The sequence below is a fragment of the Pseudomonas putida genome (assembly GCF_001976065.1).
GTDB lineage: Bacteria > Pseudomonadota > Gammaproteobacteria > Pseudomonadales > Pseudomonadaceae > Aquipseudomonas > Aquipseudomonas serbica.
Map to the genome: position 1 here is coordinate 297213 of NZ_MNAH01000003.1, position 26462 is coordinate 323674.

30 protein-coding genes are annotated in these 26462 nt (G+C 61.4%); 4 read left to right on the forward strand and 26 right to left on the reverse strand.

Annotated elements, in window-relative coordinates; translation table 11 throughout:
- Positions 1-84 precede the first annotated feature (84 nt).
- A complete protein-coding gene (locus tag BKX96_RS12475) occupies positions 85-1080 on the forward strand; it encodes a sulfate ABC transporter substrate-binding protein (protein ID WP_077184052.1) in 996 nt (331 codons plus the stop codon).
- Between the two features lie 68 nt (positions 1081-1148).
- Here BKX96_RS12475 and BKX96_RS12480 read toward each other — a convergent pair whose 3' ends face one another.
- Entirely contained in the window at positions 1149-1592 is a 444-nt protein-coding gene (locus BKX96_RS12480) for a hypothetical protein (RefSeq protein WP_077184054.1), read from the reverse strand.
- Between the two features lie 238 nt (positions 1593-1830).
- Between BKX96_RS12480 and BKX96_RS12485 the strand changes: the two genes are divergently transcribed.
- Entirely contained in the window at positions 1831-3036 is a 1206-nt protein-coding gene (locus tag BKX96_RS12485) for an MFS transporter (protein ID WP_077184056.1), read from the forward strand.
- 157 nt (positions 3037-3193) lie between these two features.
- Here BKX96_RS12485 and phnN read toward each other — a convergent pair whose 3' ends face one another.
- The 11 genes from phnN to ccmA all read right to left on the reverse strand — a co-directional run bounded on the left by phnN (position 3194) and on the right by ccmA (position 11382).
- On the reverse strand, positions 3194-3760 hold the full coding sequence (gene phnN / locus BKX96_RS12490) for a phosphonate metabolism protein/1,5-bisphosphokinase (PRPP-forming) PhnN (protein WP_046819355.1): 567 nt from the start codon (positions 3758-3760) through the stop codon (positions 3194-3196).
- Positions 3761-4008: 248 nt separating this feature from the next.
- Positions 4009-4416: a hypothetical protein gene (locus BKX96_RS12495; protein ID WP_046819354.1), complete on the reverse strand. Its 408-nt coding sequence runs from the start codon at positions 4414-4416 to the stop codon at positions 4009-4011.
- 14 nt (positions 4417-4430) lie between these two features.
- Complete coding sequence (gene ccmI, locus BKX96_RS12500) at positions 4431-5633, reverse strand: c-type cytochrome biogenesis protein CcmI (protein WP_077184058.1); 1203 nt, start codon at positions 5631-5633, stop codon at positions 4431-4433.
- Positions 5630-6100 (reverse strand): cytochrome c-type biogenesis protein, encoded by a 471-nt coding sequence (locus BKX96_RS12505; RefSeq protein ID WP_046819352.1) that lies wholly within the window; start codon positions 6098-6100, stop codon positions 5630-5632. Before BKX96_RS12505 ends, ccmI begins: the two co-directional genes overlap by 4 nt.
- Positions 6097-6633, reverse strand: coding sequence for a DsbE family thiol:disulfide interchange protein (locus BKX96_RS12510; protein WP_046819351.1), 537 nt, complete (start codon positions 6631-6633; stop codon positions 6097-6099). Before BKX96_RS12510 ends, BKX96_RS12505 begins: the two co-directional genes overlap by 4 nt.
- Positions 6630-8618: a heme lyase CcmF/NrfE family subunit gene (locus BKX96_RS12515; RefSeq protein WP_077184060.1), complete on the reverse strand. Its 1989-nt coding sequence runs from the start codon at positions 8616-8618 to the stop codon at positions 6630-6632. Before BKX96_RS12515 ends, BKX96_RS12510 begins: the two co-directional genes overlap by 4 nt.
- Positions 8619-8621: 3 nt before the next feature.
- Positions 8622-9077: a cytochrome c maturation protein CcmE gene (ccmE, locus tag BKX96_RS12520; protein ID WP_056852992.1), complete on the reverse strand. Its 456-nt coding sequence runs from the start codon at positions 9075-9077 to the stop codon at positions 8622-8624.
- A complete protein-coding gene (gene ccmD, locus BKX96_RS12525; RefSeq protein WP_008055370.1) occupies positions 9074-9250 on the reverse strand; it encodes a heme exporter protein CcmD in 177 nt (58 codons plus the stop codon). Before ccmD ends, ccmE begins: the two co-directional genes overlap by 4 nt.
- On the reverse strand, positions 9247-10002 hold the full coding sequence (locus BKX96_RS12530; protein WP_077184061.1) for a heme ABC transporter permease: 756 nt from the start codon (positions 10000-10002) through the stop codon (positions 9247-9249). Before BKX96_RS12530 ends, ccmD begins: the two co-directional genes overlap by 4 nt.
- 79 nt (positions 10003-10081) lie before the next feature.
- Positions 10082-10750, reverse strand: a complete 669-nt coding sequence (gene ccmB, locus BKX96_RS12535; protein WP_007980754.1) for a heme exporter protein CcmB — start codon at positions 10748-10750, stop codon at positions 10082-10084.
- Positions 10747-11382: a cytochrome c biogenesis heme-transporting ATPase CcmA gene (ccmA, locus tag BKX96_RS12540; protein WP_046819348.1), complete on the reverse strand. Its 636-nt coding sequence runs from the start codon at positions 11380-11382 to the stop codon at positions 10747-10749. The genes ccmB and ccmA overlap by 4 nt, the downstream gene beginning before the upstream one ends.
- A 198-nt stretch (positions 11383-11580) precedes the next feature.
- On the opposite strand from ccmA, the gene fliK reads away from it, so the two are divergent.
- Together fliK and BKX96_RS12550 are read left to right on the forward strand one after the other, a co-directional pair.
- A complete protein-coding gene (fliK, locus tag BKX96_RS12545; protein ID WP_077184062.1) occupies positions 11581-13149 on the forward strand; it encodes a flagellar hook-length control protein FliK in 1569 nt (522 codons plus the stop codon).
- On the forward strand, positions 13146-13475 hold the full coding sequence (locus BKX96_RS12550) for an EscU/YscU/HrcU family type III secretion system export apparatus switch protein (RefSeq protein WP_077184064.1): 330 nt from the start codon (positions 13146-13148) through the stop codon (positions 13473-13475). The genes fliK and BKX96_RS12550 overlap by 4 nt, the downstream gene beginning before the upstream one ends.
- An 81-nt stretch (positions 13476-13556) precedes the next feature.
- Here BKX96_RS12550 and BKX96_RS32270 read toward each other — a convergent pair whose 3' ends face one another.
- The 14 genes from BKX96_RS32270 to flhF form a co-directional block, all read right to left on the reverse strand.
- Positions 13557-13811, reverse strand: coding sequence for a hypothetical protein (locus tag BKX96_RS32270; protein ID WP_143512428.1), 255 nt, complete (start codon positions 13809-13811; stop codon positions 13557-13559).
- 395 nt (positions 13812-14206) lie between these two features.
- Entirely contained in the window at positions 14207-14599 is a 393-nt protein-coding gene (locus BKX96_RS12560) for a DUF2802 domain-containing protein (protein WP_046819345.1), read from the reverse strand.
- Positions 14600-15085, reverse strand: coding sequence for a chemotaxis protein CheW (locus BKX96_RS12565; protein WP_007980742.1), 486 nt, complete (start codon positions 15083-15085; stop codon positions 14600-14602).
- A gap of 42 nt (positions 15086-15127) precedes the next feature.
- Positions 15128-16027: a CheW domain-containing protein gene (locus BKX96_RS12570; protein WP_077184065.1), complete on the reverse strand. Its 900-nt coding sequence runs from the start codon at positions 16025-16027 to the stop codon at positions 15128-15130.
- A gap of 130 nt (positions 16028-16157) precedes the next feature.
- Complete coding sequence (locus tag BKX96_RS12575; RefSeq protein WP_046819343.1) at positions 16158-16946, reverse strand: ParA family protein; 789 nt, start codon at positions 16944-16946, stop codon at positions 16158-16160.
- A gap of 42 nt (positions 16947-16988) precedes the next feature.
- Positions 16989-17882 carry a flagellar motor protein MotD gene (motD, locus tag BKX96_RS12580; protein WP_410454533.1) on the reverse strand — a complete coding sequence of 298 codons (894 nt, stop codon included), beginning with the start codon at positions 17880-17882 and terminating at the stop codon, positions 16989-16991.
- Positions 17883-17894: 12 nt separating this feature from the next.
- The gene (locus BKX96_RS12585; protein ID WP_046819341.1) at positions 17895-18635 is read right to left on the reverse strand and encodes a flagellar motor protein; all 741 of its coding nucleotides are present in this window, start codon (positions 18633-18635) and stop codon (positions 17895-17897) included.
- The gene (locus BKX96_RS12590) at positions 18635-19765 is read right to left on the reverse strand and encodes a protein-glutamate methylesterase/protein-glutamine glutaminase (RefSeq protein ID WP_077184066.1); all 1131 of its coding nucleotides are present in this window, start codon (positions 19763-19765) and stop codon (positions 18635-18637) included. Before BKX96_RS12590 ends, BKX96_RS12585 begins: the two co-directional genes overlap by 1 nt.
- A gap of 50 nt (positions 19766-19815) precedes the next feature.
- Positions 19816-22050: a chemotaxis protein CheA gene (locus BKX96_RS12595; protein WP_077184067.1), complete on the reverse strand. Its 2235-nt coding sequence runs from the start codon at positions 22048-22050 to the stop codon at positions 19816-19818.
- A gap of 46 nt (positions 22051-22096) precedes the next feature.
- Positions 22097-22885 (reverse strand): protein phosphatase CheZ, encoded by a 789-nt coding sequence (locus tag BKX96_RS12600; RefSeq protein WP_046819338.1) that lies wholly within the window; start codon positions 22883-22885, stop codon positions 22097-22099.
- A 19-nt stretch (positions 22886-22904) separates the two neighbouring features.
- Entirely contained in the window at positions 22905-23276 is a 372-nt protein-coding gene (locus tag BKX96_RS12605) for a chemotaxis response regulator CheY (RefSeq protein WP_162488921.1), read from the reverse strand.
- A gap of 166 nt (positions 23277-23442) precedes the next feature.
- A complete protein-coding gene (fliA, locus tag BKX96_RS12610; RefSeq protein WP_046819336.1) occupies positions 23443-24183 on the reverse strand; it encodes an RNA polymerase sigma factor FliA in 741 nt (246 codons plus the stop codon).
- Positions 24180-25010, reverse strand: coding sequence for a flagellar synthesis regulator FleN (gene fleN, locus BKX96_RS12615; protein WP_007975361.1), 831 nt, complete (start codon positions 25008-25010; stop codon positions 24180-24182). Before fleN ends, fliA begins: the two co-directional genes overlap by 4 nt.
- A 115-nt stretch (positions 25011-25125) precedes the next feature.
- The gene (gene flhF / locus BKX96_RS12620; protein WP_046819335.1) at positions 25126-26451 is read right to left on the reverse strand and encodes a flagellar biosynthesis GTPase FlhF; all 1326 of its coding nucleotides are present in this window, start codon (positions 26449-26451) and stop codon (positions 25126-25128) included.
- Positions 26452-26462: the final 11 nt, after the last annotated feature.

Here is a 26462-nt window from a genome sequence, read left to right on the forward strand (position 1 = left end):
TTAAACGACTATGCGAGCCCGGCTATAGTCGCTGGCAAATTGCCTCGTATTCTAAAAAACATCGTCTCGAACAAGGAATTCGCAGTGAAAAAACTCTTTGGCGCCTCACTCCTGGCCGCGGGCCTGGCTCTGTCCAGCATGGCCCAGGCCGCACCGACCCTGCTCAACGTTTCCTACGACGTGATGCGCGATTTCTACAAGGACTACAACACTGCGTTCCAGAAACACTGGCAAGCCGAACACAACGAAAACATCACCCTGCAGATGTCCTTTGGTGGCTCGAGCAAACAGGCACGTTCGGTCATCGATGGCCTGCCCGCTGACGTGATCACCATGAACATGGCCACCGACATCAACGCCCTGGCCGACAACGGCAAACTGATCCCGGACAACTGGGTCACCCGCCTGCCGAACAACAGCGCGCCGTTCACCTCGGCCACCGTGTTCATCGTCCGCAAAGGCAACCCGAAAGCCCTCAAAGACTGGCCCGACCTGCTCAAGGACGGCGTGCAAGTCATCGTGCCCAACCCGAAAACCTCGGGCAACGGCCGCTACACCTACCTGTCGGCCTGGGGCTACGTGCTGAAAAACGGCGGCGACGAGAACAAGGCCAAAGACTTCGTCGGCAAGCTGTTCAAGCAGGCGCCTGTGCTGGATACCGGTGGCCGCGCCGCGACGACGACCTTCATGACCAACCAGATCGGCGACGTGCTGGTGACCTTCGAAAACGAAGCGGAAATGATCGCCCGCGAGTTTGGCCGCGATCAGTTCGAAGTGATCTACCCAAGCGTCTCCGCCGAAGCCGAGCCACCGGTGTCGGTGGTCGACAAGACCGTCGACAAGAAAGGCACCCGCGCCGCCGCGGAGGAATACCTGAAGTACCTGTGGTCGCCAGAAGGCCAGGAAATCGCTGCCGCCAACTACCTGCGTCCGCGTGACCCGGTCGTGCTGGCCAAGTACACCGACCGCTTCCCGAAAGTGGACTTCCTGTCGGTCGAGAAGACCTTCGGTGACTGGCGCACCGTGCAGAAGACCCACTTCAATGATGGCGGGGTCTTCGACCAGATTTATGCGCAGTAACCGTTAAGCAGACACGATTGCCTGTAGGAGTTGCCGCAGCCTGCGCCAGCTCCTGCAGGGGTGCGCCGCTAGCTCAGGTTGCCGCAGAAGATATCCTGATTACCATCGGCCGGGCTTTCACGCACGACCAGGGCATATCCGCCCGCTCGCAGCGTTTCCATGGCGATCGGAGCGCTCTTCCAGAAATACTGGTGCGACGCCTGGGAATAGAACCGCGCATTCGGACCGTCGTTCATGTCATAGGCCGGTTTCGCACCCAGGCTCGCACAACTTCCCGGATAGATATAGGCCTGCAAGCGGCCCGGCAAAGCACTTCCCATGCTTTCGCCACTGACCGCGAACCAGAACACCGTTGTGTTACCGTCGGACATCATGATGGGCCGGGCGATGTTCCCGGCATTGATGGAAGTAGCGTTCAAGGGAACGTTGGTGACCTGACGGTCAGGTACTGTCGAGCACCCGAAGATCGACCCAACCGCTACCACCAACGCCAGCGAAGATACGATTTTCATCGTGATACTCCCGCTATGTAAGGACACGTTGAAGTGATCCCCCTGTAAATTCTAGCTGTCACGGCAAAGCGGGCGGTTCTTCGGATGGCCGGTCTGCGCTTGCACCACATCGGCGAGCGGCACGCGCGGTCGTCAATCATTACGCCATGGCATGACTACTATCACTCCAAACTCTCTTCCGCCGTTGCGGTCAAGCCTTTAGCCTGCGCGCTTTCCCTCCAGTTCAACGAGACACCTTATGAACCCAGCGACCCAAGTGCCCCACGGCACCGCGACAATGACCCGAGGCATGGTGCTGCTGTTTGCCTTCTGCTGTGGTGCGATCGTCGCCAACATCTACTATGCGCAGCCGATCATCGGCCTGATCGCACCGGACATCGGCCTGACCAGCACCATGGCCAGCCTGATCGTGTCGCTGACCCAGATCGGCTACGCCCTGGGCCTGTTCTTCCTCGTGCCCTTGGGTGACCTGTTGGAAAACCGCCGGCTGATGATCATCACCACCTTGGTGGCGATTGCCAGTCTGCTGGGCGCCGCGTTCACCGATCAGCCGAACGTGTTCTTGCTGATTTCGCTGCTGGTGGGCTTCAGCTCGGTGTCGGTGCAGATCCTGATTCCGCTGGCCGCGCACCTGGCGCCGGAAGAATCCCGCGGTCGCGTGGTCGGCGGAATCATGGGCGGTTTGTTGCTGGGGATCCTGCTGGCGCGACCGGTGTCCAGCGTGGTGGCCGATCATTTCGGTTGGCGGGCAATGTTCGTCATTGCTGCACTGTTGATGGCTGCAATCAGCATCGTGCTGGCGGTGACCATTCCCAAGCGCCAGCCTGACCACAGCGCATCCTACGGCCAATTGCTGGGTTCGCTCTGGACGCTCCTGCGCCAACAGCCGGTGCTGCGCCAGCGAGCGTTTTACCAAGGGTGCATGTTCGCCACGTTCAGCCTGTTCTGGACCGCCGTGCCGCTGGAACTGGCGCGCAATCATGGGTTGTCGCAAAGCCAGATCGCAATTTTCGCTCTGGTCGGCGCAATCGGCGCCATTGCCGCGCCTATCGCCGGACGCCTGGCCGACGCCGGTCACACCCGCATTGCTTCATTGCTGGCCCTGTTGTTCGCCAGCCTGAGCTTCCTGCCCGCGTTCATCCATCCGGCCTACAGCGTGATCGGCCTGGCAGTGACCGGCGTGGTCCTGGACTTCTGCGTGCAAATGAACATGGTCCTTGGCCAACGCGCGGTCTATGCCCTGGACGCCAAGAGCCGCAGCCGCCTGAATGCCTTGTACATGACCAGCATCTTCATCGGCGGCGCATTTGGTTCGTCCGTGGCCAGCGCGGTGTATGAGCACGGCGGATGGTTGTGGATCGTGGTGGTCGGCAGTGCGTTTCCACTGTTGGCGTTGCTGCGCTTTCTCAGTGCTTCGCAGAAGGCTTCGCTGGCGACCGCGTAATCCAGGCGCCTGGCGGGCAAGTCGAAGCGCCCGCCAAGACAACGTCCCCGGCGGTTAGCGCACTTGGAATATCGGGGACCTGGACACTGATGGCGGTGTTATCAAAGCCCCATTCGAAAGGCATGCCGTTTGGTTATATTGCGGAGTGTGTGTCCAGTCAGGCGCATGCACCGGGCTCGTCGAGGCAGGCCAGTAATCGCTCGACGGTGTGCTCCAGCGGCCCGGAGTTGTCGAGCACATGCACGTTCGGATCTTCGGCCAGCAGTTGCTCATTGAAACGGGCATTGCGCGCCAGGCGCTGGTCGATTTCAGCCACGGACTCACGCCCACGCGCCAGCAGGCGCTGGCGTAGCACAGCCGGGTTAACGGTCAGCAACACTGCCAACATGTCTGGATAACGTTCGCGAGTATTGTGCAGGTGCCCCCGCGAACCGTTGACCAGCACGTCCTGCCCGGCGGCCAGCCAGTCATCGATTTCCCGCGGGATGCCATAGGACAGGCCATTGGCGTGCCAGCTCAGGGCAAACGCGCCCTGGGCCTCCATTCCGGCGAACTGCTGCGCACTGACGCCCAGCGCCGCCTCGCCCACCGCTTCCGCCGAACGCGTGATGACCCGCCGCACGATGCGGCAGCCGCGCTCGGCCAACCGCTCCCGCGCGGCATCGAGCAGGCTGTCCTTGCCTGAACCCGAAGGCCCGATGAGATAGATCAACCTGCCTGCCATCAAAACACCCTCTTCGCTTGTCGCCCTGCTTGCTGGCTACCGGTAAATTTTCTTGCCGCGATCAGAGAGCCCGGTGGCCATGAAATGTTCACGGTACTTGGATTCCTGCGCGATCTGGCGCTGACCCGGCGAGTGGTCCATCACCAGCGGGATCGGCAAAATTTTATAAGATCAGAATCTTTTGACGCTGCTTTCAAGAACAGATTCAGCCCCCACAAAAAAGGCGACCCCAAAGGTCGCCTTTTGCACTACTGCCCGAACTGCCGTCCCAAACCGCCCGGCACCCCTTGGATATCCGTCTCTTCCCACGGCCCTTTCGGGCTGATCGAGCGGCTCCAGCCGTTATCCCAGCGGTAATAGGTGCGCTGGCGGTAGAAGGTGTTCGGTTGATCGTCGAGCACGTACACACCCAGTTTCGGGTCCCAGTGACTGTTGCCCCCCGGTGGCGGCGCAAAGCTCGCCGAGGTGCGCGGCAATGGCTTGGCCGGCTTGGCCGGGGTAGTCGGTTTGCTCGGTACCGTCGAGGGCGCCGGTTTGGTACTCGGCTGCGACGGCGGGATCGGTGGCGGAGTCGTCTGCTCGGGTGGCCGCTGGACCGCACAAGCGCTCAGCCCCAAAACAACGCTGAGCAGGGTAATACGAGCAATGGCGGTCATGGTGGCGTTTCCTGTTATTTATCCGGGCTGTCGATGGTCAGTTGTTGCGGCGCGGTGGTGCTGCTGGCCAGGGGCTGGCTACGACCGATCCACTCGCCTGCCGTCGGTTGGCCGGCACGGGAGATGCGCGCAACCAGTTGGACTTCAGGGAAGTTCGACAGTTTCAACTGCGGCATCATTGCATCGCCATCGCCCAGTTCCACCGTTGCCGGCAGATCCGCCACGGTCAGGCGCTTGGCCGCCAACGGCGCCGGTGGGCCCGAGGTGGCGCGGGCGAAGATGAATACGCTGTCGCCCGGCTGGACCTTGGCTTTCAGGTCGGCCGCCAGGTCCACCCGGACCTTGAGCAGCGCTGCCGGTTTGGCCGCTGGCGCCTCGGCCACTTTGCCCCCGCTGGCCACCAGTTTCTCGCTGGCCCGGGCAATGCCGCCCTGCAGCGCGACACGGGATTTATCCTCCGGCGCCAGTTGCTCCAGCAGACGATTCCAGTAATCGATCGCTTCCTGATAACGCTGGCCTTCGAACGCGGCGATGCCCAAAAGGCCAAGGCTGGTGACTTCCTTCGGATCGGCTTTGAGCGCTTCGTCGGTCAGGGCCTGGACCTTGTCCGACCATTTCTTGCCATCGGCGAAGTACTGGGCCTGCGCCCACTGCCCAAGCAATTCAGGCTGACGCCCGGCGAGATTGACGGTGCGCTCGAAGGCCTTCGCCGCGTCGGCAGGACGATCCTGGGTCATGTAGGTGCGACCGAGGAAGTACAGCGCTTCGGCGGAATCCGGCTGCGCCGCGACTGCGCGCTCCAGACGCTGGGTCATCTCTTCCATCGACTGCGGCGCCTGGGAGAATTCCCGGGTCAGCTCGACCTTGTCGCTGGCACCAAAATGCAGGTACAGGCCCAGGCCCAGCACCGGGACCAGGATCGCAGCCAGCAAGGGGGCCGGCTTGCCCAGGCGCGACACCCGTGGCGCGGCAACGCCCTCGGTGTCGGCGAGCAATTCACGGGCGGCTTCGGCGCGCCCGGCGTCCATCTGCGCGGTATCGAGCACGCCCTCCGCCTGCTGAACCTGCAGCTCGGCCACGCGCTCCTGATACAGCGCCACGTTCAGGGCAGTACGATCCTCTTCGAGCTGGGCGCGACGACTACGCAGAACGGGGATCAATAGAAAACTTAGGGCCACCAGGAGCAGCAGACCTGCAGCGAGCCAGAAATCAATCATTCTTGGTTTTTATCCAACAGTTGGTCGAGGCGCTCGCGCTCCTCGGCAGAAAGCGATCCCGGCGCCTCGGCGCGTTGTGCGCGACGACGACGGACGATCACCGCGATGATCACCAAACCACCGAGCAGCAAGCCGGCGGGACCGAACCAGAGCAGTGCGGTCTTGGCGTTCAGGGCGGGTTTGTAGCGGACGAAATCACCATAGCGATCGACCATGAAGTCGATGATCTGCTGGTTGTCCTTGCCCTCGCCGAGCATGCGGAAAATCTCTTTGCGCAGGTCGGCAGCGATCGGCGCATTGGAGTCGGCGATGTCCTGGTTCTGGCACTTGGGGCAACGCAGTTCCTTGGTCAATTCACGAAAACGCTCGCGATCACCTTCCTTGGCGAACTCATAGGTGTCGATGGCGGCGTGGGCCACGCCGGCCATGCTCAAGCCCAGAACGACAGCGGCTAGCCAGCGCTTCATGGCTTGGCCTCATCAACCAGCGCCTGGTACTTGGCCGCCAGTTTCTCCCGCCAGACCTGCTCGTCGATCACGCCGACGAACTTGTCGCGGATGATGCCCTTGGCGTCGATGAAGAAAGTTTCCGGGGCGCCGTATACACCGAGGTTCAGGCCCAGGGTGCCGGCATCGTCACGGATGTCCAGTTGATACGGGTTGTGGAATTCATCCAGCCACTTCAAGGCGTCGGCGTTGACGTCCTTGTAGTTGATGCCGTAGATCACCACGCCCTTCTCGGCCAGCTTGTTCAACACCGGGTGCTCGACCCGGCAGGAGATGCACCAGGTGCCCCAGACGTTGACCAGTGCCGGCTTGCCGAGGATGTCGGCACGGGTCAGGGTCTTGTCGCCCTGCACCGCCGGCAGGGAAAACTCCGGGAACGGCTTGTTGATCATGGCCGAAGGCAGCTCGGCTGGATCCAGGTACAACCCACGGTAAAGGAATACAGCGACCACCAGAAAAATCGCCAGTGGCAACACCATCAACCAACGCTTCATGCAGTGGCTCCCGACAGGCCCAGCGCTTCACGCACACGGGCTTTCACTTTGACTCGATAACGCCGATCCAGCGCCGCCAGCAACCCGCCCAGACCGGTGAGCAAGCCACCGAACCAGATCCAGCGCACGAACGGTTTCACGTGCACACGCACCGCCCAGGCGCCATCCCCCAAGGGTTCGCCCAGGGCGACATAGAGGTCACGGGTGAAACCGGCGTCGATCCCGGCTTCGGTCATCACCGAGTTCTGCACCGTGTACAGGCGTTTTTCCGGGTGCAGCACGCTGACTTCCTTGCCATCCCTGATCACCCGTACGGTGCCCTTGTCGGAGGTGAAATTCGGGCCTTCGAAGTGCTTGGCGCCTTCGAAGATGAACTGATAACCGCCCAGGGCCATGGATTCCCCCGGCGCCAGGCGCAAGTCGCGCTCGGCACTGTTCTGGCTCGACAACACCACGCCAAGGGCGCAGACGGCGATGCCCAGGTGGGCAACCTGCATGCCCCAGTAGCTGCGGGTCAGGGTCGGCAAACCTTTGATCAGGCCTTTGTGGCGGGTCTTGTCGACAATGTCACGCACACCGGCCAGCAACACCCAGGCCGCGAGCATGAAGGTCGCCAGCACCGCCCAGTTGAAATCGCCGTAGGCCACGCCAGCCACCACCGCCAGCGCGGCGCTGCCGAGCAGTACCGGGGTGAGCATGCCCAACAGCCATTTCACCGGGGTGTCTTTCCAGCGCACGATCACCCCGACCGCCATCACCAGCATCAACAAGGCCATCAACGGGATGAACAGCGCGTTGAAGTACGGCGGGCCGACCGACAGCTTGGCGCCGGTCATGGCATCCAGGATCAGCGGATACAAGGTACCCAGCAGGATCATCGAAGCCGCTACCACCAGCACCAGGTTGTTGCCCAGCAACAGGGTTTCCCGCGACCACAGGTTGAAGCCGACCTGGCTCTTGACCACCGGTGCGCGCAGGGCGAACAGAGTCAGCGAACCACCGACCACGAACAGCAGGAAGATCAGGATGAACACGCCGCGTTCGGGGTCCGAAGCAAAGGCGTGCACCGAGGTCAGCACGCCGGAACGCACGAGGAAGGTACCCAGCAAGCTCAAGGAAAAGGCCGCGATGGCCAGCAACACGGTCCAGCTCTTGAACACGCCACGTTTTTCCGTGACCGCCAACGAGTGAATCAGCGCCGTGCCCACCAGCCACGGCATGAACGAGGCGTTTTCCACAGGGTCCCAGAACCACCAGCCGCCCCAGCCAAGTTCGTAGTAGGCCCACCAGGAGCCCAAGGTGATGCCGATGCCGAGGAAGGCCCAGGCGACGATGGTCCACGGACGCGACCAACGCGCCCACGCAGCATCAAGACGACCGCCCATCAACGCCGCGATAGCAAAGGCGAACGCCACCGAGAAACCGACGTAACCCATGTACAGCATCGGTGGGTGAACGATCAGGCCGATATCCTGCAACAACGGATTGAGGTCGGCGCCATCGCTGGGTATTTGCGGCAGGATGCGCTTGAACGGGTTGGAGGTGAGGATCAGGAACAGCAGGAAACCGGTGCTGATCATGCCCATCACCGCCAGCACTCGCGCCAGCATCACCTGCGGCAACTGCCGGGAAAACACCGACACGGCGAACGTCCAGCCGCCGAGGATCAACGCCCAGAGCAGCAACGAACCTTCGTGTGCCCCCCAGACGGCGCTGAACTTGTAGTACCAGGGCAGTGCGCTGTTGGAGTTGCTGGCGACATAGGCGACGGAGAAATCATCGGCCATGAATGCGTAGGTCAGGCAACCGAAGGCGAACAACAGGAACGCGAACTGGCCCCAGGCGGCGGGTTGGGCCAGGCTCATCCACAAGCGGTCACCGCGCCAGGCGCCCACTAACGGCACCACGGCCTGAACCAGGGCGAAACACAGGGCCAGGATCATGGCCAGGTGGCCCAACTCCGGGATAAAAATTCCAGATGTCATCAGTTAGCCCTCTTTCGCGGGAGTGGGTGCCGACTGGCCGCTGTCTTTCAGGGCCTTGGTCACTTCCGGCGGCATGTACTTTTCATCGTGCTTGGCCAGCACTTCATCGGCCACCACCACGCCATCAGCGTTCAACTTACCGAGGGCGACGATGCCCTGCCCTTCGCGGAACAGGTCGGGGAGGATGCCCCGATAAGCGATGGTCACGGATTTGTTGAAGTCGGTGACGACGAACTTCACGTCCAGCGAGTCGCCGGAACGCTGCAGGGAACCGGCCTCGACCATGCCGCCCGCGCGGATGCGTGTGTCCTGAGGGGCTTCGCCATTGGCGATCTGGGTCGGCGTGTAAAACAGGTTGATGTTCTGCTGCAGGGCGCTCAGGGCCAGGCCCACGGCGGCGCCGACCCCGACCAGGATCGCCAGAATGATGATGAGACGCTTTTTACGCAGCGGATTCACTTGCCGTTCTCCCGGCGCAAACGACGCGCCTCTTGTTGCAGATACCGCTTGCGGGCCAGGATCGGCGCCGCCACGTTGAGGGCCAGCACCGCCAGGCAGATGCCATAGGCCGACCAGACATACAGGCCATGATGGCCCATGGCGAGGAAATCGCCGAATGAAGCAAAACTCATCGAGCGACCTCCAGGCTGTGTTCGACTTCGGCCTTGACCCAACTGGCCCGGGCTTCGCGCTTGAGCACTTCGAGGCGCATGCGCAGCAACAGCACCGCGCCGAAGAAACAGTAGAAACCCAGCGCCGTCAGCAGCAACGGCAGCCACATCTCGGCGGGCATCGCCGGTTTTTCCGTGAGCGTGAACGTCGCGCCCTGGTGCAGGGTGTTCCACCACTCCACCGAGTACTTGATGATCGGGATATTGATCACGCCGACAATCGCCAGCACCGCACAAGCCTTGGCCGCGCTGTCACGATTGCTGATGGCGTTGCCCAGCGCAATAAGACCGAAGTACAGGAAAAGCAGGATCAGCATGGACGTAAGACGTGCATCCCAGACCCACCACGAGCCCCAGGTCGGCTTGCCCCAGATCGCCCCGGTGACCAGCGCCACGGCGGTCATCCAGGCACCGATGGGGGCTGCGCATTGCAGGGCGACATCGGCCAGTTTCATTTTCCACACCAGCCCGACGATGCCGCACACCGCCAGCATCACGTAGATGGACTGGGCCAGCATGGCAGCCGGAACGTGGATGTAGATGATGCGGAAGCTGTTGCCCTGCTGGTAATCCGGTGGTGCAAAGGCCAAGCCCCAGACCACGCCAACGCCGATCAGCAGCAACGCCGCGACGCTCAGCCATGGCAGCATTCTGCCGCTGATGCCGTAAAACCATTTGGGCGAGCCGAGCTTGTGAAACCACGTCCAGTTCATACTGTTTCCATCACGGTTGCTGTTCGTTTTCACGACGCAGCCAAAGGGTCTTTACTGGTTATTTTTTAACCAGACCTCATTATTCGCCGACGCTGATCTTCAGGCCAGCAGCTATTGCAAAAGGTGTCAGGGTTATCGCCAGGGCGGTCAGGCTCCCAAGCCACAGCAGATAACCGGTCGCCGGCATGCCTTGCAAAGCGGCCTGCAAGGCACCACTGCCAAGGATCAACACCGGGATGTACAACGGCAGGATCAGCAATGCCAGCAACAGGCCACCGCGCTTCAAGCCGACCGTCAAGGCCGCGCCCACCGCACCGAGCAGGCTCAGCACCGGTGTACCCAGCAATAGAGAAAGCAGCAACACCGGCAGACAGGCGGCAGGCAAACCGAGCATCAACGCCAGCAAAGGCGCGAGCAAAACCAATGCCAGGCCGGAAAACGCCCAGTGTGCCAGCACCTTGGCCAATACCAGAAGAGCCAGGGGGTGCGGCGAAAGGACCCACTGTTCCAGCGATCCATCCTCGAAATCACTGCGAAAGAGCCCGTCCAGCGAGAGCAGGACCGATAAAAGGGCCGCCACCCAGACCAGTCCCGGCGACAAGGTTTGCAACAATTGAGACTCGGGACCGACCGCCAGCGGGAACAGCGAAACGACGATGGCAAAGAACACCAACGGATTGGCCAGTTCGGCCGGACGGCGGAACAGCAGACGAGCCTCGCGGGCGACCAACAGGCCGAAAACACTCATACGGCCCAGTTCCCCAGATCAATGTCGCGATAGCTCGCCGGCATGCGGCTCAGCGTGTGGTGGGTGGTCAAGACCACCATGCCGCCACGTTCGCAGTGGCCGGCCAGGTGTTCTTCAAGTTGCGCCACGCCTTGCTTGTCGAGGGCGGTGAACGGCTCATCGAGGATCCACAGCGGCGGGCTGTCCAGATAAAGCCGTGCCAGTGCCACGCGGCGCTGTTGACCGGCGGACAGCGTATGACAAGGGACATCCTCGAAACCGCGCAATCCGACAGCCGCCAGGGCCTGCCAGATCGCCTCATGGGAAGCCGGTTGATGCAGGGCGCACAGCCAGCTCAGGTTCTCTTGCGGGGTGAGCAAATCCTTGATGCCGGCGGCATGGCCGATCCACAGCAAGTTGCGAGCAAGCTCCGTGCGTTGCTCGCTCAGCGGTTGACCGTTGAGCAGCACTTGACCGGCGGTTGGGTGCATCAGGCCGGATAACAGGCGCAATAGACTGGTCTTGCCACTGCCATTGGGGCCACTGATCTGTACCATTTCGCCACTGGCCATTCTCAGATCGAGATTTTCGAAAAGCAGCCGAAGGTCTCGCTCGCAGGCAAGGGCAACGGTTTGCAGGACTGGACTGGTCAAGGGTTCACGGGCCTTATACGGTTCAAGTCGGCGCTGGTGCGGCCGTTAAAGAGATGCAGAATAAATGTATTGGCGGCCCGAACGAGAGAGCTACGTCAAATAACTGCGAAATTTACCGCACTCTGTATACAACGGGGCGGCATTATACATGCCATTTCCTACTCTCAAGCGTGCAATTTCCCAAGGTTGTGACCGCGTATGACAGGCGAAATGAACATCCTCCCGCTACCGCAAGCCACCCCGGCGACCACGCGCCCGCAGGCGGTGAACGGCGAGTTGCTCAAGCTGCTGACGCCGATGGAGGGCCTGATCAGCGCCGGCCAGACCGCCAAGGCTGAAGTGCTGTCGCTCAAGCAGGCGGATCAGGCATTTCAATTGCTGCTCAAGCTCACCCTCGAAAGTGGCCGGCAGACCACGCTCCAGGCCCTGAGCAACCAACCCCTGTCCCAGGGCACCAGCATCGCGGTCACCCAGCCCTCGGCGGGCAACCTGGCGGTCACCGTGCAGCAAGCCATCGCCGCCAGCGTCGCCACCCTCACCCGCATCGACACTGCACAGATGCCGGTCGGCACCCTGCTGCAGGGTAAAGTGCTGACCTCGCAAATGTTGCCGACCGTGCCGGGGCAACCCACGGTGTTTCGCTCGATGGTCAGCTTGCTCAACACCGCGCTGAGCGGCAGCACGCTGAGCATCGACAGCTCGCAGCCGCTGCGCATCGGCACCTTGCTCAGCGCCCAGGTGCAGGACGCTCACACTCTGAAGTTCGTACCCTTGAGCAGCCGTCAGGAACAATTGGCCGTGACCCAGCAACTGCTCAGCCAGCAAAGTCGCCAGGGTTCGTTGGACGGGTTGCTCAAAGTGCTGCAGAACCTGCCGGCCTCGAACCAGACCTCCAGCGACCTGCGCGCGGCCGTGGACCGATTGCTTGCAGGCCTGCCGGACCTCCAGCAATTGAGCAGCACCAAAGGCCTGGCCCAGGCACTGGCCAATAGCGGCGCATTCCTCGAGTCGAAACTGTTGGGCGGTCAGAACCTGGCGTCCGACATGAAGGCCGACCTGCTCAAACTGATCGGGCAGTTGTCCTCCGGGCTGCCGGCCAGCACCCATCTCGGCGCGATCATCGCCGGAAACACCCTGGCCCAGGCCATGCCGAGTTTCGTGCGCAATGCCCTGGGCATGCTCGGCCAGGTCAGCGCCAAGCCATCGCCCACCGGGTTTCCGCTGCCTGAGCGTTTGTTGCAAAGCGCCGACGGCGAAGACGATCTGGAACATCTGCTGCGCCTGGCCGCCGCGGCGGTTTCCCGCCTGCAAAGTCACCAGCTGTCCAGCCTGGAGCAAACCGGCGTCACCGCGGACGGACGGCTGATGAGTACCTGGCAACTGGAGATCCCGATGCGCAACCTGCAGGACATCGTGCCGCTGCAGATCAAGTTCCAGCGCGAGGACGCCCCCGAACGAGAACAACCCAAGGAACGCCCGGAAGAACGCGCACCCAAGCAACAACTCTGGCGCATCGAACTGGCGTTCGACATGGAACCGCTAGGCCCGCTGCAGGTTCAGGCACAGTTGATCCAGGGCAGCCTCAGCAGCCAGCTGTGGGCCGAACGCGCCTACACCGCCAGCCTGATCGAAAGCAACCTGGCGGCATTGCGCCAAAGAATGCTGGCCGCCGGGCTGAACGTCGGCGACCTCGACTGCCACCTCGGCAAACCGCCCCAAGGTCCACAAACCCGCCTCGAACAACGCTGGGTCGACGAAAACGCATGAAAAACCCCAACGCCCCACGCCAGGCCATCGCCCTCAAATACGGCGGCACCCACGCCCCGACCCTCACCGCCAAGGGCGACGAAGAACTGGCCGAAGAAATCCTGCGCATCGCTCGCGACTGCGAAGTGCCGATCTACGAAAACGCCGAACTGGTAAGCCTGTTGGCGCGGATGGAGTTGGGAGAGAGTATTCCGCAAGAGCTTTATTTGACGATTGCCGAGATCATTGCGTTTGCGTGGAATTTGAAGGGGAAGTTTCCGGTGGGGCAGAATCCGGATGCGGTGATAGTGGAACGCGATATCACCGACCAGGGCGACAATTATTGAAATGACAACGTGCTGACTGCCCTCATTGAGAGAGGCAGCCAACACATAACTGATAGCGATACCTTAATCAGGCATCGCGATCTATGCTTCCAGTCGAATATCACCCGCGGTCACTTTACCGTCGTTCCACCGGACAAGCACAAAAGAAATACGCACGCCTACAAGGGGCAACAGACGCTCCATGCCCATGAAGTCACGCCCACGAAGATCGTATAGATTATTATCAAGTGTGGATCGAACTGTTCCTTTTGCCGCTGGTGTTATGACTGGCCAACCTGGATATTCCAATTGAAAAGACGCAATGATTCCGGTATGACGATTTCGCTGCTGTTCCATGCAAATCACTCCTTGAAGTTTGAACTTCACACATTAGTGTGTCGAGCCTGCAAAGCAGGTTCGAATTCAAACTAAGGCTTTCGCCAAAACGACTCAACTATCCAAAGTAACAGGGCTCATACAACTGAAGTCGAAATGCACGAATTGAGATCGCTATTGAAGTGCGAAAAATTCGCCCTTCAAACAAAACTATAAATGGCGGTGATCTTTCGATTGTCTTCGCTGGCAAGCCAGCTCCTACAGAGGAACGGGTACCACCTAACAACGAGGTTGATCGTTCCCACGCTCTGCGTGGGAATGCAGCCCGTGACGCTCCGCGTCACCTCCCGGAAGCGGAACGCGGAGCGTCCCTAGAAGCATTCCCACGCAGAGCATGGGAACGATCCGAGCGATGTTTAGTTCTTGTGCAACTTGCTCATCAACTCCGCCTCAGCCTGAGTCAGGCCGCAGGACTGGGTCAGTTCGTCGACGCTGGCGCCCATCCCGACCAGTTTCGCCGCCTGTTCAAACGACAGGCTCGCGGGGTCGCGCTGTTCGATGCGGGCCAGTCTGTCCGGCAAGGGCTCGACGATCGTCCGCAGTTCATGCAGGTCTTCACCCATGCGCACATTGCCGTTCTGGTAATTGTCGACGCGCCGGCTCAGGTCCTTGATGCGTTGGTCACGCTGCGCATCGCCCTGGGCCTGTTGCGCAGCGATCAGCTTTTGACCGCGCACGTAAGACAGAAACATTGCCAGCGTGCCTGCCCACAACAGGAACAGGACAATGACCGCTACCTCAAGGATCAATCAGATACTCTCCAGTTCCGACCATTCTTCTTCGCTCATCATCTTGTCCAGTTCGACCAGGATCAGCAGTTCGTTGTTCTTGTTGCACACGCCTTGGATGAACTTGGCGGATTCTTCGTTACCGACGTTCGGCGCCGTCTCGATTTCCGACTGACGCAGGTAAACCACTTCGGCCACGCTGTCGACCATGATCCCGACCACCTGCTTGTCGGCTTCGATGATGACGATACGGGTGTTGTCGCTGATTTCGGCATTCATCAGGCCGAAGCGCTGGCGGGTGTCGATCACGGTGACCACGTTGCCGCGCAGGTTAATGATGCCCAGCACGTAGCTCGGTGCACCCGGTACCGGGGCGATTTCGGTGTAGCGCAGGACTTCCTGGACGCGCATCACGTTGATGCCATAGGTCTCGTTGTCCAGCTTGAAGGTGACCCATTGCAGGATCGGATCTTCGGAACCCTTTGCCGCCGTTGCCTTGTCATTCATACCCTGATCCCCTCAAGAAACCGCCCTGGCGGTGTTGTTCTGTTATGTAGTTGTGTGGGTCGGCTTGTTGCCGCCCATGTGCCTGGCCCCACCGCTGGCGATCAATTCGGCCAGTTCGGATACATCGAGCAAGGCACACATGTGTTCTATCACCGTGCCCGCCAGCCATGGCCGTTGGCCGCGGTGGCTGCGCCATTTGATTTCGTTCGGGTCCAGGCGCAACGAGCGGCTGACCTGATGCACCGCCAGCCCCCATTCGTAACCCTGGACGGAAATCACGTACTGCAAGCCCTGCTTGAAGTCCTCGCGGTAGCGATCGGGCATGACCCAACGGGCCGTGTCCAGAACCTTGAGGTTGCCAGCCTGGCTCGGCAGGATGCCCAGGAACCAGTCCGGCTGGCCGAACAGCGAGGTCAGCTCATGACCGGCCAGTGGATAAATCGAACCCAGGCACACCAGCGGCACCGCCAGGGTCAGGCCGGCGACATCGAACAACAGGCATTCGAAGGGTTCGGCCGCCCAGGCCGGACGATCGTCGGTTTCCACCGGTGGCGGCGTGTTGGCAGGTGGCAAATGCACTTCGACGACCGGAGGCACCAAGGCTTGATGCACTTCGACCGGCGGCGGTACCAGGGCGTGCAGCAATGGCGCGATGGTTGATACCGGCGTCAGCACGGGGGCCGGCGCTTCGATCACGGCCACCTTGAGCTTCGCCACAGGTACCACAGGCGCAACATCCGGGACGACGCCCTTCTGTGCATCCCGAGCCTGCTCCTCGAGCACCGCGGCCTGGAACTCGTCCAGCGCAGACTCGGCCTCGACGACTTCCAACGGTGCTTCGATGTCCGCCGAGAGTTCCTCGGTGATGTCTTGCAGCAAGCTGTCCAGATACGACTGCAGTGCCAATTGCGGGCGCGAGGTGATCTTGACCGGACGATTCACTGACTCACCCCAACGGCAGGAGCGAGCTTGCTCGCGAAGAAGCTGAGAGCGCCGCGGGCTGCCAGGTTTCCAGCGTTATCGTTGACGACCATCGCGAGCAAGCTTGCTCCTACAGGGATCGCGCTCATTCTCAAGCCACCTGCGCAACAAGTTGCGCCGCCAGCAGATGCTTGAGCAACGCGCGGTAGGCGACGACGCCACGGCTCTTGCCGTCGAATTGCGAAGGCGTCAGCCCCGCCCGGCTGGCATCGCGCAAGCGCGTGTCGACCGGGATGTAGCCCTGCCAGATCTCTTCCGGAAACTTGTCGCGCAGCACTCGCAGCGTACCGAGGGAGGCTTGCGTGCGGCGGTCGAACAGCGTCGGCACGATGGTGAACGGCAAGGCCTGCTTGCGCGAACGATTGATCATCGCCAGGGTGTTGACCATACGCTCCAGGCCTTTGACCGCCAGGTGCTCGGTCTGCACCGGGATCACCAGTTGCTGGCTCGCCGCCAAGGCATTGACCATCAGCACCCCGAGCAACGGCGGGCTGTCGATCACCGCGTAATCGAAGTCCTGCCACAATTGCGCCAAGCTCTTGGCAATCACCAGGCCCAGGCCACTCTGGCCCGGCGACTGACGCTCAAGGGTGGCCAGCGCAGTGCTCGATGGCAACAGCGAAATGCTTTCGTGGCTGGTAGGCAGCAACAACTGCCCGGGCAAGCCCTGGGGCACGCTGCCTTTATGCAGGAACAGGTCGTAGTTGCTGTGCTCAAGGCTGTCGGGGTCGTAACCGAAATAGCTGGTCATGGAGCCGTGGGGGTCCAGATCGACCACGACCACGCGCTTGCCTGCCTCGGCCAGCAACCCGGCTAAAGCGATGGAGGAAGTGGTTTTACCAACACCACCCTTTTGATTGGCGACTGCCCAGACTCTCATTCGATTGTTCCTCCCGGCCGAACGGGTCGGCCGAGAATTAGCTCAGCGTGTTAATGCGGGTGACGGAGAATTGACGGCGTTCTCCCCTACCGGCGACTTGACCTTGGTCGGTGCAGTTTGTGTGCCAGCACGCTTCAATGCGGCATCCGGTTGCGCATTGGCCGCACCGGTGGCAGTGAGGCTGCGACGCACATCCAGGTTGCGCGAGACCACCAGCACCACCCGACGGTTGCGTGCCCGGCCCTCGGCCGTGGCGTTATTGGCCACCGGCTGGAATTCGCCATACCCCACCGACGCCAGGCGACCGGGGTTGACCCCCTGCATCGCCAGCATGCGCACGATGCTGGCCGAGCGCGCCGAAGACAGCTCCCAATTGGTGGGGTACTGCGAGGTGCGGATCGGTTGATCGTCAGTGAAACCCTCGACGTGGATCGGGTTGTCGAACGGTTTCAGGATCTTCGCGACCTTGTCGATGATGTTGAAGGCGATGTCGCTGGGCATGGCATCGCCGCTGCCGAACAGCAAGCTGGAATTGAGTTCGATCTCGACCCACAACTCGTTGCCGCGCACCGTCATCTGGTTGGAACTAATGAGGTCGCCAAACGCCGCGCTGATGTCATCGGCGATGCTTTTGAGCGGATCGCTGGCACCCGAGACACCGGCATCGACCTGGTCACTGTCCTTGACCAGCGGCTTGGCCGGGGTCACGGTCTTCGGCCGCTCGTCACCGATGGGGATCGGCTTGAGCGCGCGATCGGTATCGTTAAAGACCCCGACCAACGCCTCGGAAATGACCTTGTACTTGCCTTCGTTGATCGAGGAGATCGAGTACATCACCACGAAGAAGGCGAACAGCAAGGTGATGAAGTCGGCGTAGGACACCAGCCAGCGTTCGTGATTGACGTGTTCTTCAGGCTGGCGACGACGTGCCATGATCCATGTCCCCCATCAATCCATGAAGCCCTGGAGCTTCAACTCAATCGAGCGTGGGTTTTCACCTTCGGCGATCGACAGGATCCCTTCCAACAACATTTCGCGATAACGCGACTGGCGTAATGCGATGGACTTGAGCTTGGCGGCAATCGGCAGCAACACCAGGTTGGCACTGGCGACGCCATAGATGGTGGCGACGAAGGCCACGGCGATGCCATTGCCCAGCTGCGACGGATCGCCCAGGTTGCCCATGACATGAATCAGGCCCATGACCGCACCGATGATGCCGATGGTCGGCGCATAACCGCCCATGCTTTCGAAGACCTTGGCGGCTTCGATGTCGCGGCTTTCCTGGGTGTAGAAATCCACCTCGAGAATGCTGCGGATCGCTTCCGGCTCGACGCCATCGACGAGCAATTGCAGGCCTTTGCGCGAATAGCTGTCGGGCTCGGCATCGGCCACCCCTTCCAGCCCGAGCAGGCCTTCCTTGCGGGCGGTCAGGCTCCAGTTGACGACGCGATCGATGCCACCGGCCAGGTCGACCCGCGGCGGAAACAGGATCCACGCCAGGATCTGCATGGCACGCTTGAAAGCGCTCATGGGCGATTGCAGCAACGCCGCGCCAATGGTCCCGCCCAGTACGATCAACGCGGCCGGACCGTTGGCCAGCGCACCGATATGTCCACCTTCGAGGTAGTTGCCGCCGATGATGGCGACGAACGCCATGATGATGCCGATGAGACTTAACACGTCCATCAGAGGCAGGCCTCGACGATGTGCCGGCCGATGTCGTCCAGCCCATACACCGCGTCGGCCAGCTCGGCCTTGACGATGGCCATGGGCATGCCATAGATCACGCAGCTGGCTTCATCCTGGGCCCAGATCGAACTGCCGCTCTGCTTGAGCAGGCGCGCGCCTTCGCGGCCGTCGGCGCCCATGCCGGTCAGTACCACCGCCAGAACTTTGTCACCGTAGGACTTGGCCGCCGAACCGAAGGTGATGTCCACGCACGGCTTGTAGTTCAAGCGCTCGTCGCCCGGGAGGATTTTCACCGCGCCGCGGCCATCGACCATCATCTGCTTGCCACCGGGCGCCAACAACGCCAGCCCCGGACGCAGGATGTCGCCGTCCTCGGCTTCCTTGACGCTGATCCGGCAGAGCTTGTCCAGGCGCTCGGCGAATGCCTTGGTGAAGGCTGCCGGCATGTGCTGGACCAACACGATGGGGGCTGGGAAGTTGGCTGGCAGCTGGGTCAGTACCCGCTGCAGGGCAACCGGTCCGCCGGTGGACGTACCGATGGCCACCAGCTTGTAGGCCTTGCGTTTTGGCGCGGGCGATGCCGGTGCATGCACGGGGGCACGGGTCGGGAGCGGAGCCGGTGCCGGACGCACAGGCGCACTGCTGCCATAACCGATAGTGCTCGCAGGCGTTGGTGTCGGAGCCGGCGCAGCCACGGGCGCTGGCGCGCTGTAGCTGCTGACACGACGATTACTGCGCGAGATGCTGAGAATCTTCTCGCACAGCAGTTGCTTGACCTTCTCGGGGTTGCGCGAAATGTCTTCGAAGTTCTTCGGCAGGAAGTCCACCGCGCCGGCGTCCAGCGCATCCAGGGTGACCCGGGCGCCTTCGTGGGTCAGCGAGGAAAACATCAACACCGGGGTCGGGCAGCGCTGCATGATGTGCCGTACCGCGGTGATGCCGTCCATCATCGGCATCTCGTAGTCCATGGTGATCACGTCCGGCTTGAGGGCCAGCGCCTGATCGATCGCCTCTTTGCCGTTGGTCGCCGTGCCGACGACCTGGATATTCACATCCGCTGAAAGAATTTCCGAGACGCGGCGGCGGAAAAACCCCGAATCGTCCACCACCAGGACCTTGACTGCCATAAACACTCCATTAGACGCAGCGGGGCATCAGTCGCCCCGCCACGCCAGAATCAAATACGCCGTGTGGCGTAACGCTTGAGCATGCTCGGAACATCGAGAATCAGCGCGATGCGGCCGTCACCGGTGATGGTGGCGCCCGACATGCCCGGGGTTCCCTGGAGCATTTTGCCCAATGGCTTGATCACCACTTCTTCCTGGCCCACCAGCTGGTCGACGACAAAGCCGATCCGCTGGGTGCCCACCGAAAGGATCACCACATGGCCTTCGCGCTGCTCTTCGTGAGCGGCGGAGCTGACCAGCCAGCGCTTGAGGTAGAACAACGGCAGTGCCTTGTCCCGCACGATCACCACTTCCTGGCCGTCCACCACGTTGGTGCGCGACAGGTCGAGGTGGAAGATCTCGTTGACGTTCACCAGGGGGAAGGCGAACGCCTGGTTGCCGAGCATGACCATCAGGGTCGGCATGATCGCCAGGGTCAGCGGTACCTTGATGACGATCTTCGAGCCCTGGCCCTTGGCCGAATAGATGTTGATCGAACCGTTGAGCTGGGAGATCTTGGTTTTCACCACGTCCATGCCCACGCCGCGACCCGACACGTCGGAGATCTCGGTCTTGGTCGAGAAACCCGGGGCGAAGATCAGGTTGTAGCACTCGGTATCGCTCAGGCGGTCGGCCGCATCCTTGTCCATCACACCGCGTTTTACCGCGATGGCACGCAGGACATTCGGGTCCATGCCCTTGCCGTCGTCGGAGATCGACAACAGGATGTGATCGCCTTCCTGCTCGGCCGCCAGGATCACCTTGCCGCCACGGGCCTTGCCCGAGGCCTCGCGTTCTTCCGGCGATTCGATGCCGTGGTCGACCGCGTTGCGCACCAGGTGGACCAGCGGGTCGGCCAGCGCTTCGACCAGGTTCTTGTCGAGGTCGGTGTCTTCGCCGACCAACTCCAGGTTGATCTCTTTCTTGAGCTGGCGCGCGAGGTCGCGAACCAGGCGCGGGAAACGTCCGAAGACCTTCTTGATCGGTTGCATCCGGGTCTTCATGACCGCGGTCTGCAGATCGGCCGTGACCACGTCGAGGTTCGACACGGCCTTGGACATGGCTTCGTCGGCGCTGTTGGCACCCAGGCGCACCAGGCGGTTACGCACCAGCACCAACTCGCCGACCATGTTCATGATCTCGTCGAGCCGCGCGGTATCGACCCGCACGGTGGTCTCGGCTTCGCTGGCGGGTTTTTCCGCAGGCGGCGCGGCCGGGGCACGGGCCGCAGCCGGTGCAGCGGCGGGCGTCGGCGCTTGGGCTTTGGATTCGGGCGCCTTGGCCACGGGCTTGGGCGCAACCGCCTTGGCAGCCGGCACCGCTACCGAGGCGTTCGCGCCGCTGGCCGCTGTCGCCGTGCCGACGTCGCTGAACTTGCCTTTGCCGTGCAATTCGTCGAGCAGTGCTTCGAATTCATGGTCGCTGATCAGATCGCTGCCGGCCGCCGCAGCGGTAGGCGCTGCCGGTGCAGGCACCGATGCGATCGCCGACTCCAGCGCCTCGACCGCAAAGTTGCCCTTGCCGTGCAGCTGGTCGAGCAACGCTTCGAATTCTTCGTCGGTGATGTCCGAGCTATCGCCAGCGGCTTTCGGCTCTGGCGGCGCAACGGGCGCCGGGGCCACGGCATCGACGGCGAACTTGCCCTTGCCGTGCAACTGATCGAGCAACGACTCGAACTCGGCGTCGGTGATTTCGTCGCTGGCGGGTGCTGGAGCAACCGCTGGCGCCTCGGCCTGGGCCTTGACGGCATTCAGCGAGTCCAGCAGTTGTTCGAATTCGTTATCGGTAATATCGCCTGGATCGGCTTCAACCACAGGTGCTTCGACCACTGCGGTAACCACCACCTCGTCAGCCGATTGCGGCTCGGCCAGACGCGCCAGTGCCGCCAGCAACTCAGGCGTTGCCGCCGTCACCGGGCTGCGCTCGCGCACTTCGCCGAACATGCTGTTCACGGCGTCCAGCGCCTCGAGGACCACGTCCATCAATTCCGAGTCAACGCGACGCTCGCCCTTGCGCAGGATGTCGAACACGTTCTCGGCGATGTGGCAGCACTCCACCAGCTCGTTGAGCTGGAGGAAGCCGGCGCCCCCTTTTACAGTGTGAAAACCGCGAAAAATTGCATTGAGCAAGTCCGCGTCATCCGGACGGCTTTCCAGCTCGACCAGTTGCTCGGACAGTTGCTCTAGAATCTCGCCGGCCTCAACCAGGAAATCCTGAAGGATCTCTTCATCGGCGCCGAAGCTCATTTAAGGGGGTGCTCCTAAAGGTCTAAAAACCCAAAAACCTAAAATGTTAGAATCCTAGGCTGGATAGCAAATCGTCCACATCGTCCTGACCGGACATAACGTCTTCTCTTTTATCGGCATGAATCTGCGGACCTTCACCCTTGGAGAGATGTTTTTGTGGATCTTTTTCTGCAAGCATTGCCGCGCGGTCATGTTCGATGCCCGCAAAGCGGTCCACCTGACTGGCCATCAGCACGAGCTTGAGCAGGTTGCTTTCCACTTCGGTGACCAGTTGGGTCACGCGCTTGATCACCTGGCCCGTGAGATCCTGGTAATCCTGGGCGAGCAGGATGTCGTTGAGGTTGCTCGACACGGCGCGGTTGTCCGTGCTGCTGCGCGCCAAGAAGCCGTCGACACGCCGGGCCAGCTCACGGAACTCTTCAGCGCCGACTTCGCGTCGCATGAACCGTCCCCAATCGGTGCTCAGCCCCTGGGCTTCGTCCGCCAGGCTGTTGACCAGCGGCGTGGCGTTTTCCACCAGGTCCATGGTGCGGTTGGCGGCAGCTTCAGTCAGCTTGACCACATACCCCAGGCGCTCGGTGGCGTCGGTGATCTGTGACACTTCCTCGGCTTGCGGCATGTGCGGGTCAATCTGGAAATTGACGATCGCGCTATGCAACTCGCGGGTGAGCTTGCCCACTTCCTGGTACAGGCCGCGGTCACGGGTCTGGTTGAGCTCATGGATCAATTGCACAGCATCGCCGAACCTACCCTTTTCAAGGCTCTCGACCAATTCGACGGCGTGTTTTTTCAGGGTCGATTCAAAATCGCCCTGGGATGATTCGTTATGCCCCATAGCTCCCCCGTGGCGCAGTTCAACCGATGCGTTCGAAAATCTTCTCGATTTTTTCTTTCAACGCCTGGGCCGTGAAGGGTTTGACCACATAGCCGTTTACGCCGGCCTGGGCTGCTTCAATGATTTGCTCGCGCTTGGCTTCGGCAGTCACCATCAGCACTGGCAGGTGCTTGAGCCTTTCATCGGCGCGCACGTGGCGCAGCAGATCGATACCGGTCATGCCAGGCATGTTCCAGTCCGTCACCAGAAAGTCGATGCTCCCGCTGTTGAGTACCGGAATGGCGCTAGTGCCATCGTCGGCCTCGACCGTGTTGGTGAACCCAAGGTCACGCAACAGGTTTTTTATGATCCGCCGCATCGTTGAGAAGTCATCAACGATGAGGATTTTCATGTTCTTGTCCAATTCGACCTCCAAGCAGACTAAAACGCGCCCAGCACCTGGACGCGCCATTTCAATCAAACTGGCGAAACACTCGATGACTGTCTGGAGTACAACGGATCGAGACCGGCACGGTTCATCACCCCACCAGCCGCGTCGCAGTGCCCCCACACTGCCTTCAGCGCGCTCGCCACTCTCCCAGACGCCCCCGCAAACGGGCCGCGCACTGGCTGTGTAACTGGCTGACCCGGGATTCACTGACCCCCAGGACCTCGCCGATTTCCTTGAGATTCAACTCTTCGTCGTAGTACAGCGCCAACACCAGGCGCTCACGCTCCGGCAAATTGGCGATCGCATCGGCCAGCGCCGCCTGGAAGCGTTCATCTTCCAGATCGCGCGACGGTTCCATATGCGCACTCGCGCCGTCCTCGTGCAGCCCTTCGTGTTCGCCGTCCTGCAACAGGTCGTCGAAACTGAACAGGCGGCTGCCCAGGGTGTCGTTCAAAATCCCGTAATAATCGTCAAGACTCAATTGGAGTTCGGCCGCAACCTCGTGATCTTTAGCGTCACGTCCGGTTTTCGCTTCAATCGAGCGAATGGCGTCGCTGACCATCCGCGTATTGCGGTGGACCGAACGCGGCGCCCAGTCCCCCTTGCGGACTTCATCGAGCATCGCACCGCGGATACGGATACCTGCATAGGTCTCGAAACTCGCGCCTTTGCTGGCGTCGTATTTGGTCGATACTTCCAACAGGCCGATCATCCCGGCCTGGATCAGGTCTTCGACCTGGACACTGGCCGGCAGACGCGCCAGCAAGTGATAGGCAATGCGTTTTACCAGCGGCGCGTAACGCTCGATCAGCTCGTACTGCGCGTCACGCGCCGATGCCTTGTAGAGGTTGTAACCGCTCGCGGTCATAGCACGGGTCCTGCCGTTTGTTGCACGAGGCGCTCGACGAAAAATTCCAGGTGCCCACGCGGGTTGGCGGGTAGCGGCCAGGTGTCGACCTTCTGCGCGATCGCCTTGAATGCCAACGAGCACTTGGAGCGTGGAAAGGCCTCGTACACGGCGCGCTGCTTCTGCACGGCCTTGCGCACGCTTTCGTCGTAAGGCACGGCGCCGACGTATTGCAGGGCGACGTCGAGGAAGCGGTCGGTGACCTTGGTCAACTTGGCGAACAGGTTGCGCCCTTCCTGCGGGCTCTGCGCCATGTTCGCCAGCACGCGGAAACGGTTCATGCCGTAATCGCGATTGAGCAATTTGATCAGTGCGTAGGCATCAGTGATCGAAGTCGGCTCGTCGCAGACCACCAGCAACACTTCCTGGGCCGCGCGCACGAAACTGACCACCGACTCACCAATGCCCGCCGCAGTGTCGATCACCAGCACGTCGAGATTGTCGCCGATGTCGCTGAAGGCCTGGATCAGGCCGGCGTGCTGGGCCGGGCTCAAATGAACCATGCTCTGGGTGCCGGACGCCGCCGGAACGATGCGGATGCCGCCGGGGCCCTGCAACAGCACGTCGCGCAGCTCGCAGCGGCCTTCGATGACGTCGGCCAGGGTACGTTTGGGTGTCAGCCCCAACAGAACGTCGACATTCGCCAGGCCCAGGTCGGCGTCAAGCAGCATGACGCGCCGGCCAAGCTCAGCCAAAGCCAGGGACAAGTTCACTGACACGTTAGTTTTGCCGACGCCACCTTTGCCGCCGGTCACCGCGATCACCTGTACAGGATGCATGCTGCCCATGTTATTTCTTTACCTTGTTCTGCATAGACGGGGCCACATAACTGGCTGCGCGTTCACAACCGGAACAATGCATGGCAGGCCATCGATGTAGGTACAAAAACTATTCATTATTACCTCAGCCAACCTGCTTGGTCGGGCTGTGATAGATATCAGCGAACATGTCAGCCATGGCTTCTTCGCTGGGTTCTTCCTGCATTTGCACGCTGACGGCCCGACTGACCAGTTGATGACGACGCGGCAGATGCAAATCATCTGGAATCCGCGGGCCATCGGTCAGGTAGGCCACCGGCAATTCATGGCTGATGGCCAGACTCAACACTTCGCCCAGGCTTGCCGTTTCATCCAGTTTAGTCAGGATGCAGCCAGCGAGCCCGCAGCGCTTGTAACTGTGATAAGCGGCGGTTAGAACCTGTTTCTGGCTGGTGGTTGCCAGGACCAGATAATTTTTTGAGCGGATGCCTCGACTGGCCAGGCTTTCGAGTTGCATGCGCAGGGCCGGGTCGCTGGCTTGCAGGCCGGCGGTATCGATCAGCACCACGCGCTTGCGCAACAACGGATCCAGTGCCTGGACCAGCGACTGGCCCGGATCGACGTGTGTCACCGAGACATTGAGAATCCGCCCGAGTGTCTTGAGCTGCTCCTGGGCACCGATACGGAAGCTGTCCATGCTCACCAACGCGATGTTCTGCGCGCCGTACTTGAGCACGTAACGTGCCGCCAGCTTGGCCAAAGTGGTGGTCTTGCCCATGCCGGCCGGGCCGACCATGGCGATCACACCGCCCTCTTCCAGCGGTTCCATTTCCGGCGTGGCGATCATCCGCGCCAGGTGCGCCAGCAACATACGCCAGGCCTGACGGGGTTCTTCGATTTCGCTGACCAGCGCCAGCAAGTCTCGCGACAACGGGCCGGACAGGCCGATGCGCTGCAGGCGACGCCACAGGTTTGCCTGGTCAGGACGACTGCCCCGCAGCTGGTTCCAGGCGAGGGAGCCGAGTTGTACTTCCATGAGTTCGCGCAGGCTGTTGAGCTCCGAACGCATCGAGTCGAAGGCGCGCGTATCCAGGCCGGCCGCCGGCGCAGGTGCCGGGGCAGGTCGCGCAGGTTCGGCAAAGGTCGGTTCGATCAGCGGTTCAGCAGCAGTCAGCGGCAAGCCGGCAAATAACTGGCGATTGGTGCCCTTGTCGCTCTCGCCCTCGCCGCGCAGGCTTAATTCGGCCTGGGCAGTGACGATCCGCGACTGGGTCTTGCGCAGCTCGTCCTCGAGTTCCACGTTCGGCACGCGCGGAGCCAGCGCCGACAGCTTGTAGTCCAGGGCAGCCATAAGCTCGACACCACCGGCGATGCGGCGGTTGCCAATGATGGCGGCATCGGCGCCCAGCTCATCACGAACCAGCTTCATGGCCTGACGCATATCGGCGGCGAAAAAACGCTTAACTTGCATAAACCACTACC

What these genes read in the sequence shown, in the direction of transcription:
- BKX96_RS12590 (WP_077184066.1), bottom strand. Translation starts at nt 19,765, where the DNA reads ATGGCAGTCAAGGTCCTGGTGGTGGACGATTCGGGGTTTTTCCGCCGC.
- BKX96_RS12530 (WP_077184061.1), bottom strand. Translation starts at nt 10,002, where the DNA reads ATGAACTGGACGTGGTTTCACAAGCTCGGCTCGCCCAAATGGTTTTAC.
- fleN (WP_007975361.1), bottom strand. Translation starts at nt 25,010, where the DNA reads ATGGGCAGCATGCATCCTGTACAGGTGATCGCGGTGACCGGCGGCAAA.
- phnN (WP_046819355.1), bottom strand. Translation starts at nt 3,760, where the DNA reads ATGGCAGGCAGGTTGATCTATCTCATCGGGCCTTCGGGTTCAGGCAAG.
- BKX96_RS12565 (WP_007980742.1), bottom strand. Translation starts at nt 15,085, where the DNA reads ATGAATGACAAGGCAACGGCGGCAAAGGGTTCCGAAGATCCGATCCTG.
- BKX96_RS12505 (WP_046819352.1), bottom strand. Translation starts at nt 6,100, where the DNA reads ATGAAGCGCTGGCTAGCCGCTGTCGTTCTGGGCTTGAGCATGGCCGGC.
- BKX96_RS12495 (WP_046819354.1), bottom strand. Translation starts at nt 4,416, where the DNA reads ATGACCGCCATTGCTCGTATTACCCTGCTCAGCGTTGTTTTGGGGCTG.
- BKX96_RS12595 (WP_077184067.1), bottom strand. Translation starts at nt 22,050, where the DNA reads ATGAGCTTCGGCGCCGATGAAGAGATCCTTCAGGATTTCCTGGTTGAG.
- BKX96_RS12605 (WP_162488921.1), bottom strand. Translation starts at nt 23,276, where the DNA reads ATGAAAATCCTCATCGTTGATGACTTCTCAACGATGCGGCGGATCATA.
- BKX96_RS12485 (WP_077184056.1), top strand. Translation starts at nt 1,831, where the DNA reads ATGAACCCAGCGACCCAAGTGCCCCACGGCACCGCGACAATGACCCGA.
- fliA (WP_046819336.1), bottom strand. Translation starts at nt 24,183, where the DNA reads ATGACCGCGAGCGGTTACAACCTCTACAAGGCATCGGCGCGTGACGCG.
- BKX96_RS12480 (WP_077184054.1), bottom strand. Translation starts at nt 1,592, where the DNA reads ATGAAAATCGTATCTTCGCTGGCGTTGGTGGTAGCGGTTGGGTCGATC.
- BKX96_RS12575 (WP_046819343.1), bottom strand. Translation starts at nt 16,946, where the DNA reads ATGAGAGTCTGGGCAGTCGCCAATCAAAAGGGTGGTGTTGGTAAAACC.
- BKX96_RS12585 (WP_046819341.1), bottom strand. Translation starts at nt 18,635, where the DNA reads ATGGACGTGTTAAGTCTCATCGGCATCATCATGGCGTTCGTCGCCATC.
- BKX96_RS12550 (WP_077184064.1), top strand. Translation starts at nt 13,146, where the DNA reads ATGAAAAACCCCAACGCCCCACGCCAGGCCATCGCCCTCAAATACGGC.
- BKX96_RS12515 (WP_077184060.1), bottom strand. Translation starts at nt 8,618, where the DNA reads ATGACATCTGGAATTTTTATCCCGGAGTTGGGCCACCTGGCCATGATC.
- ccmI (WP_077184058.1), bottom strand. Translation starts at nt 5,633, where the DNA reads ATGATTGATTTCTGGCTCGCTGCAGGTCTGCTGCTCCTGGTGGCCCTA.
- BKX96_RS12510 (WP_046819351.1), bottom strand. Translation starts at nt 6,633, where the DNA reads ATGAAGCGTTGGTTGATGGTGTTGCCACTGGCGATTTTTCTGGTGGTC.
- ccmD (WP_008055370.1), bottom strand. Translation starts at nt 9,250, where the DNA reads ATGAGTTTTGCTTCATTCGGCGATTTCCTCGCCATGGGCCATCATGGC.
- flhF (WP_046819335.1), bottom strand. Translation starts at nt 26,451, where the DNA reads ATGCAAGTTAAGCGTTTTTTCGCCGCCGATATGCGTCAGGCCATGAAG.
- BKX96_RS12600 (WP_046819338.1), bottom strand. Translation starts at nt 22,885, where the DNA reads ATGGGGCATAACGAATCATCCCAGGGCGATTTTGAATCGACCCTGAAA.
- fliK (WP_077184062.1), top strand. Translation starts at nt 11,581, where the DNA reads ATGACAGGCGAAATGAACATCCTCCCGCTACCGCAAGCCACCCCGGCG.
- BKX96_RS32270 (WP_143512428.1), bottom strand. Translation starts at nt 13,811, where the DNA reads ATGGAACAGCAGCGAAATCGTCATACCGGAATCATTGCGTCTTTTCAA.
- ccmB (WP_007980754.1), bottom strand. Translation starts at nt 10,750, where the DNA reads ATGAGTGTTTTCGGCCTGTTGGTCGCCCGCGAGGCTCGTCTGCTGTTC.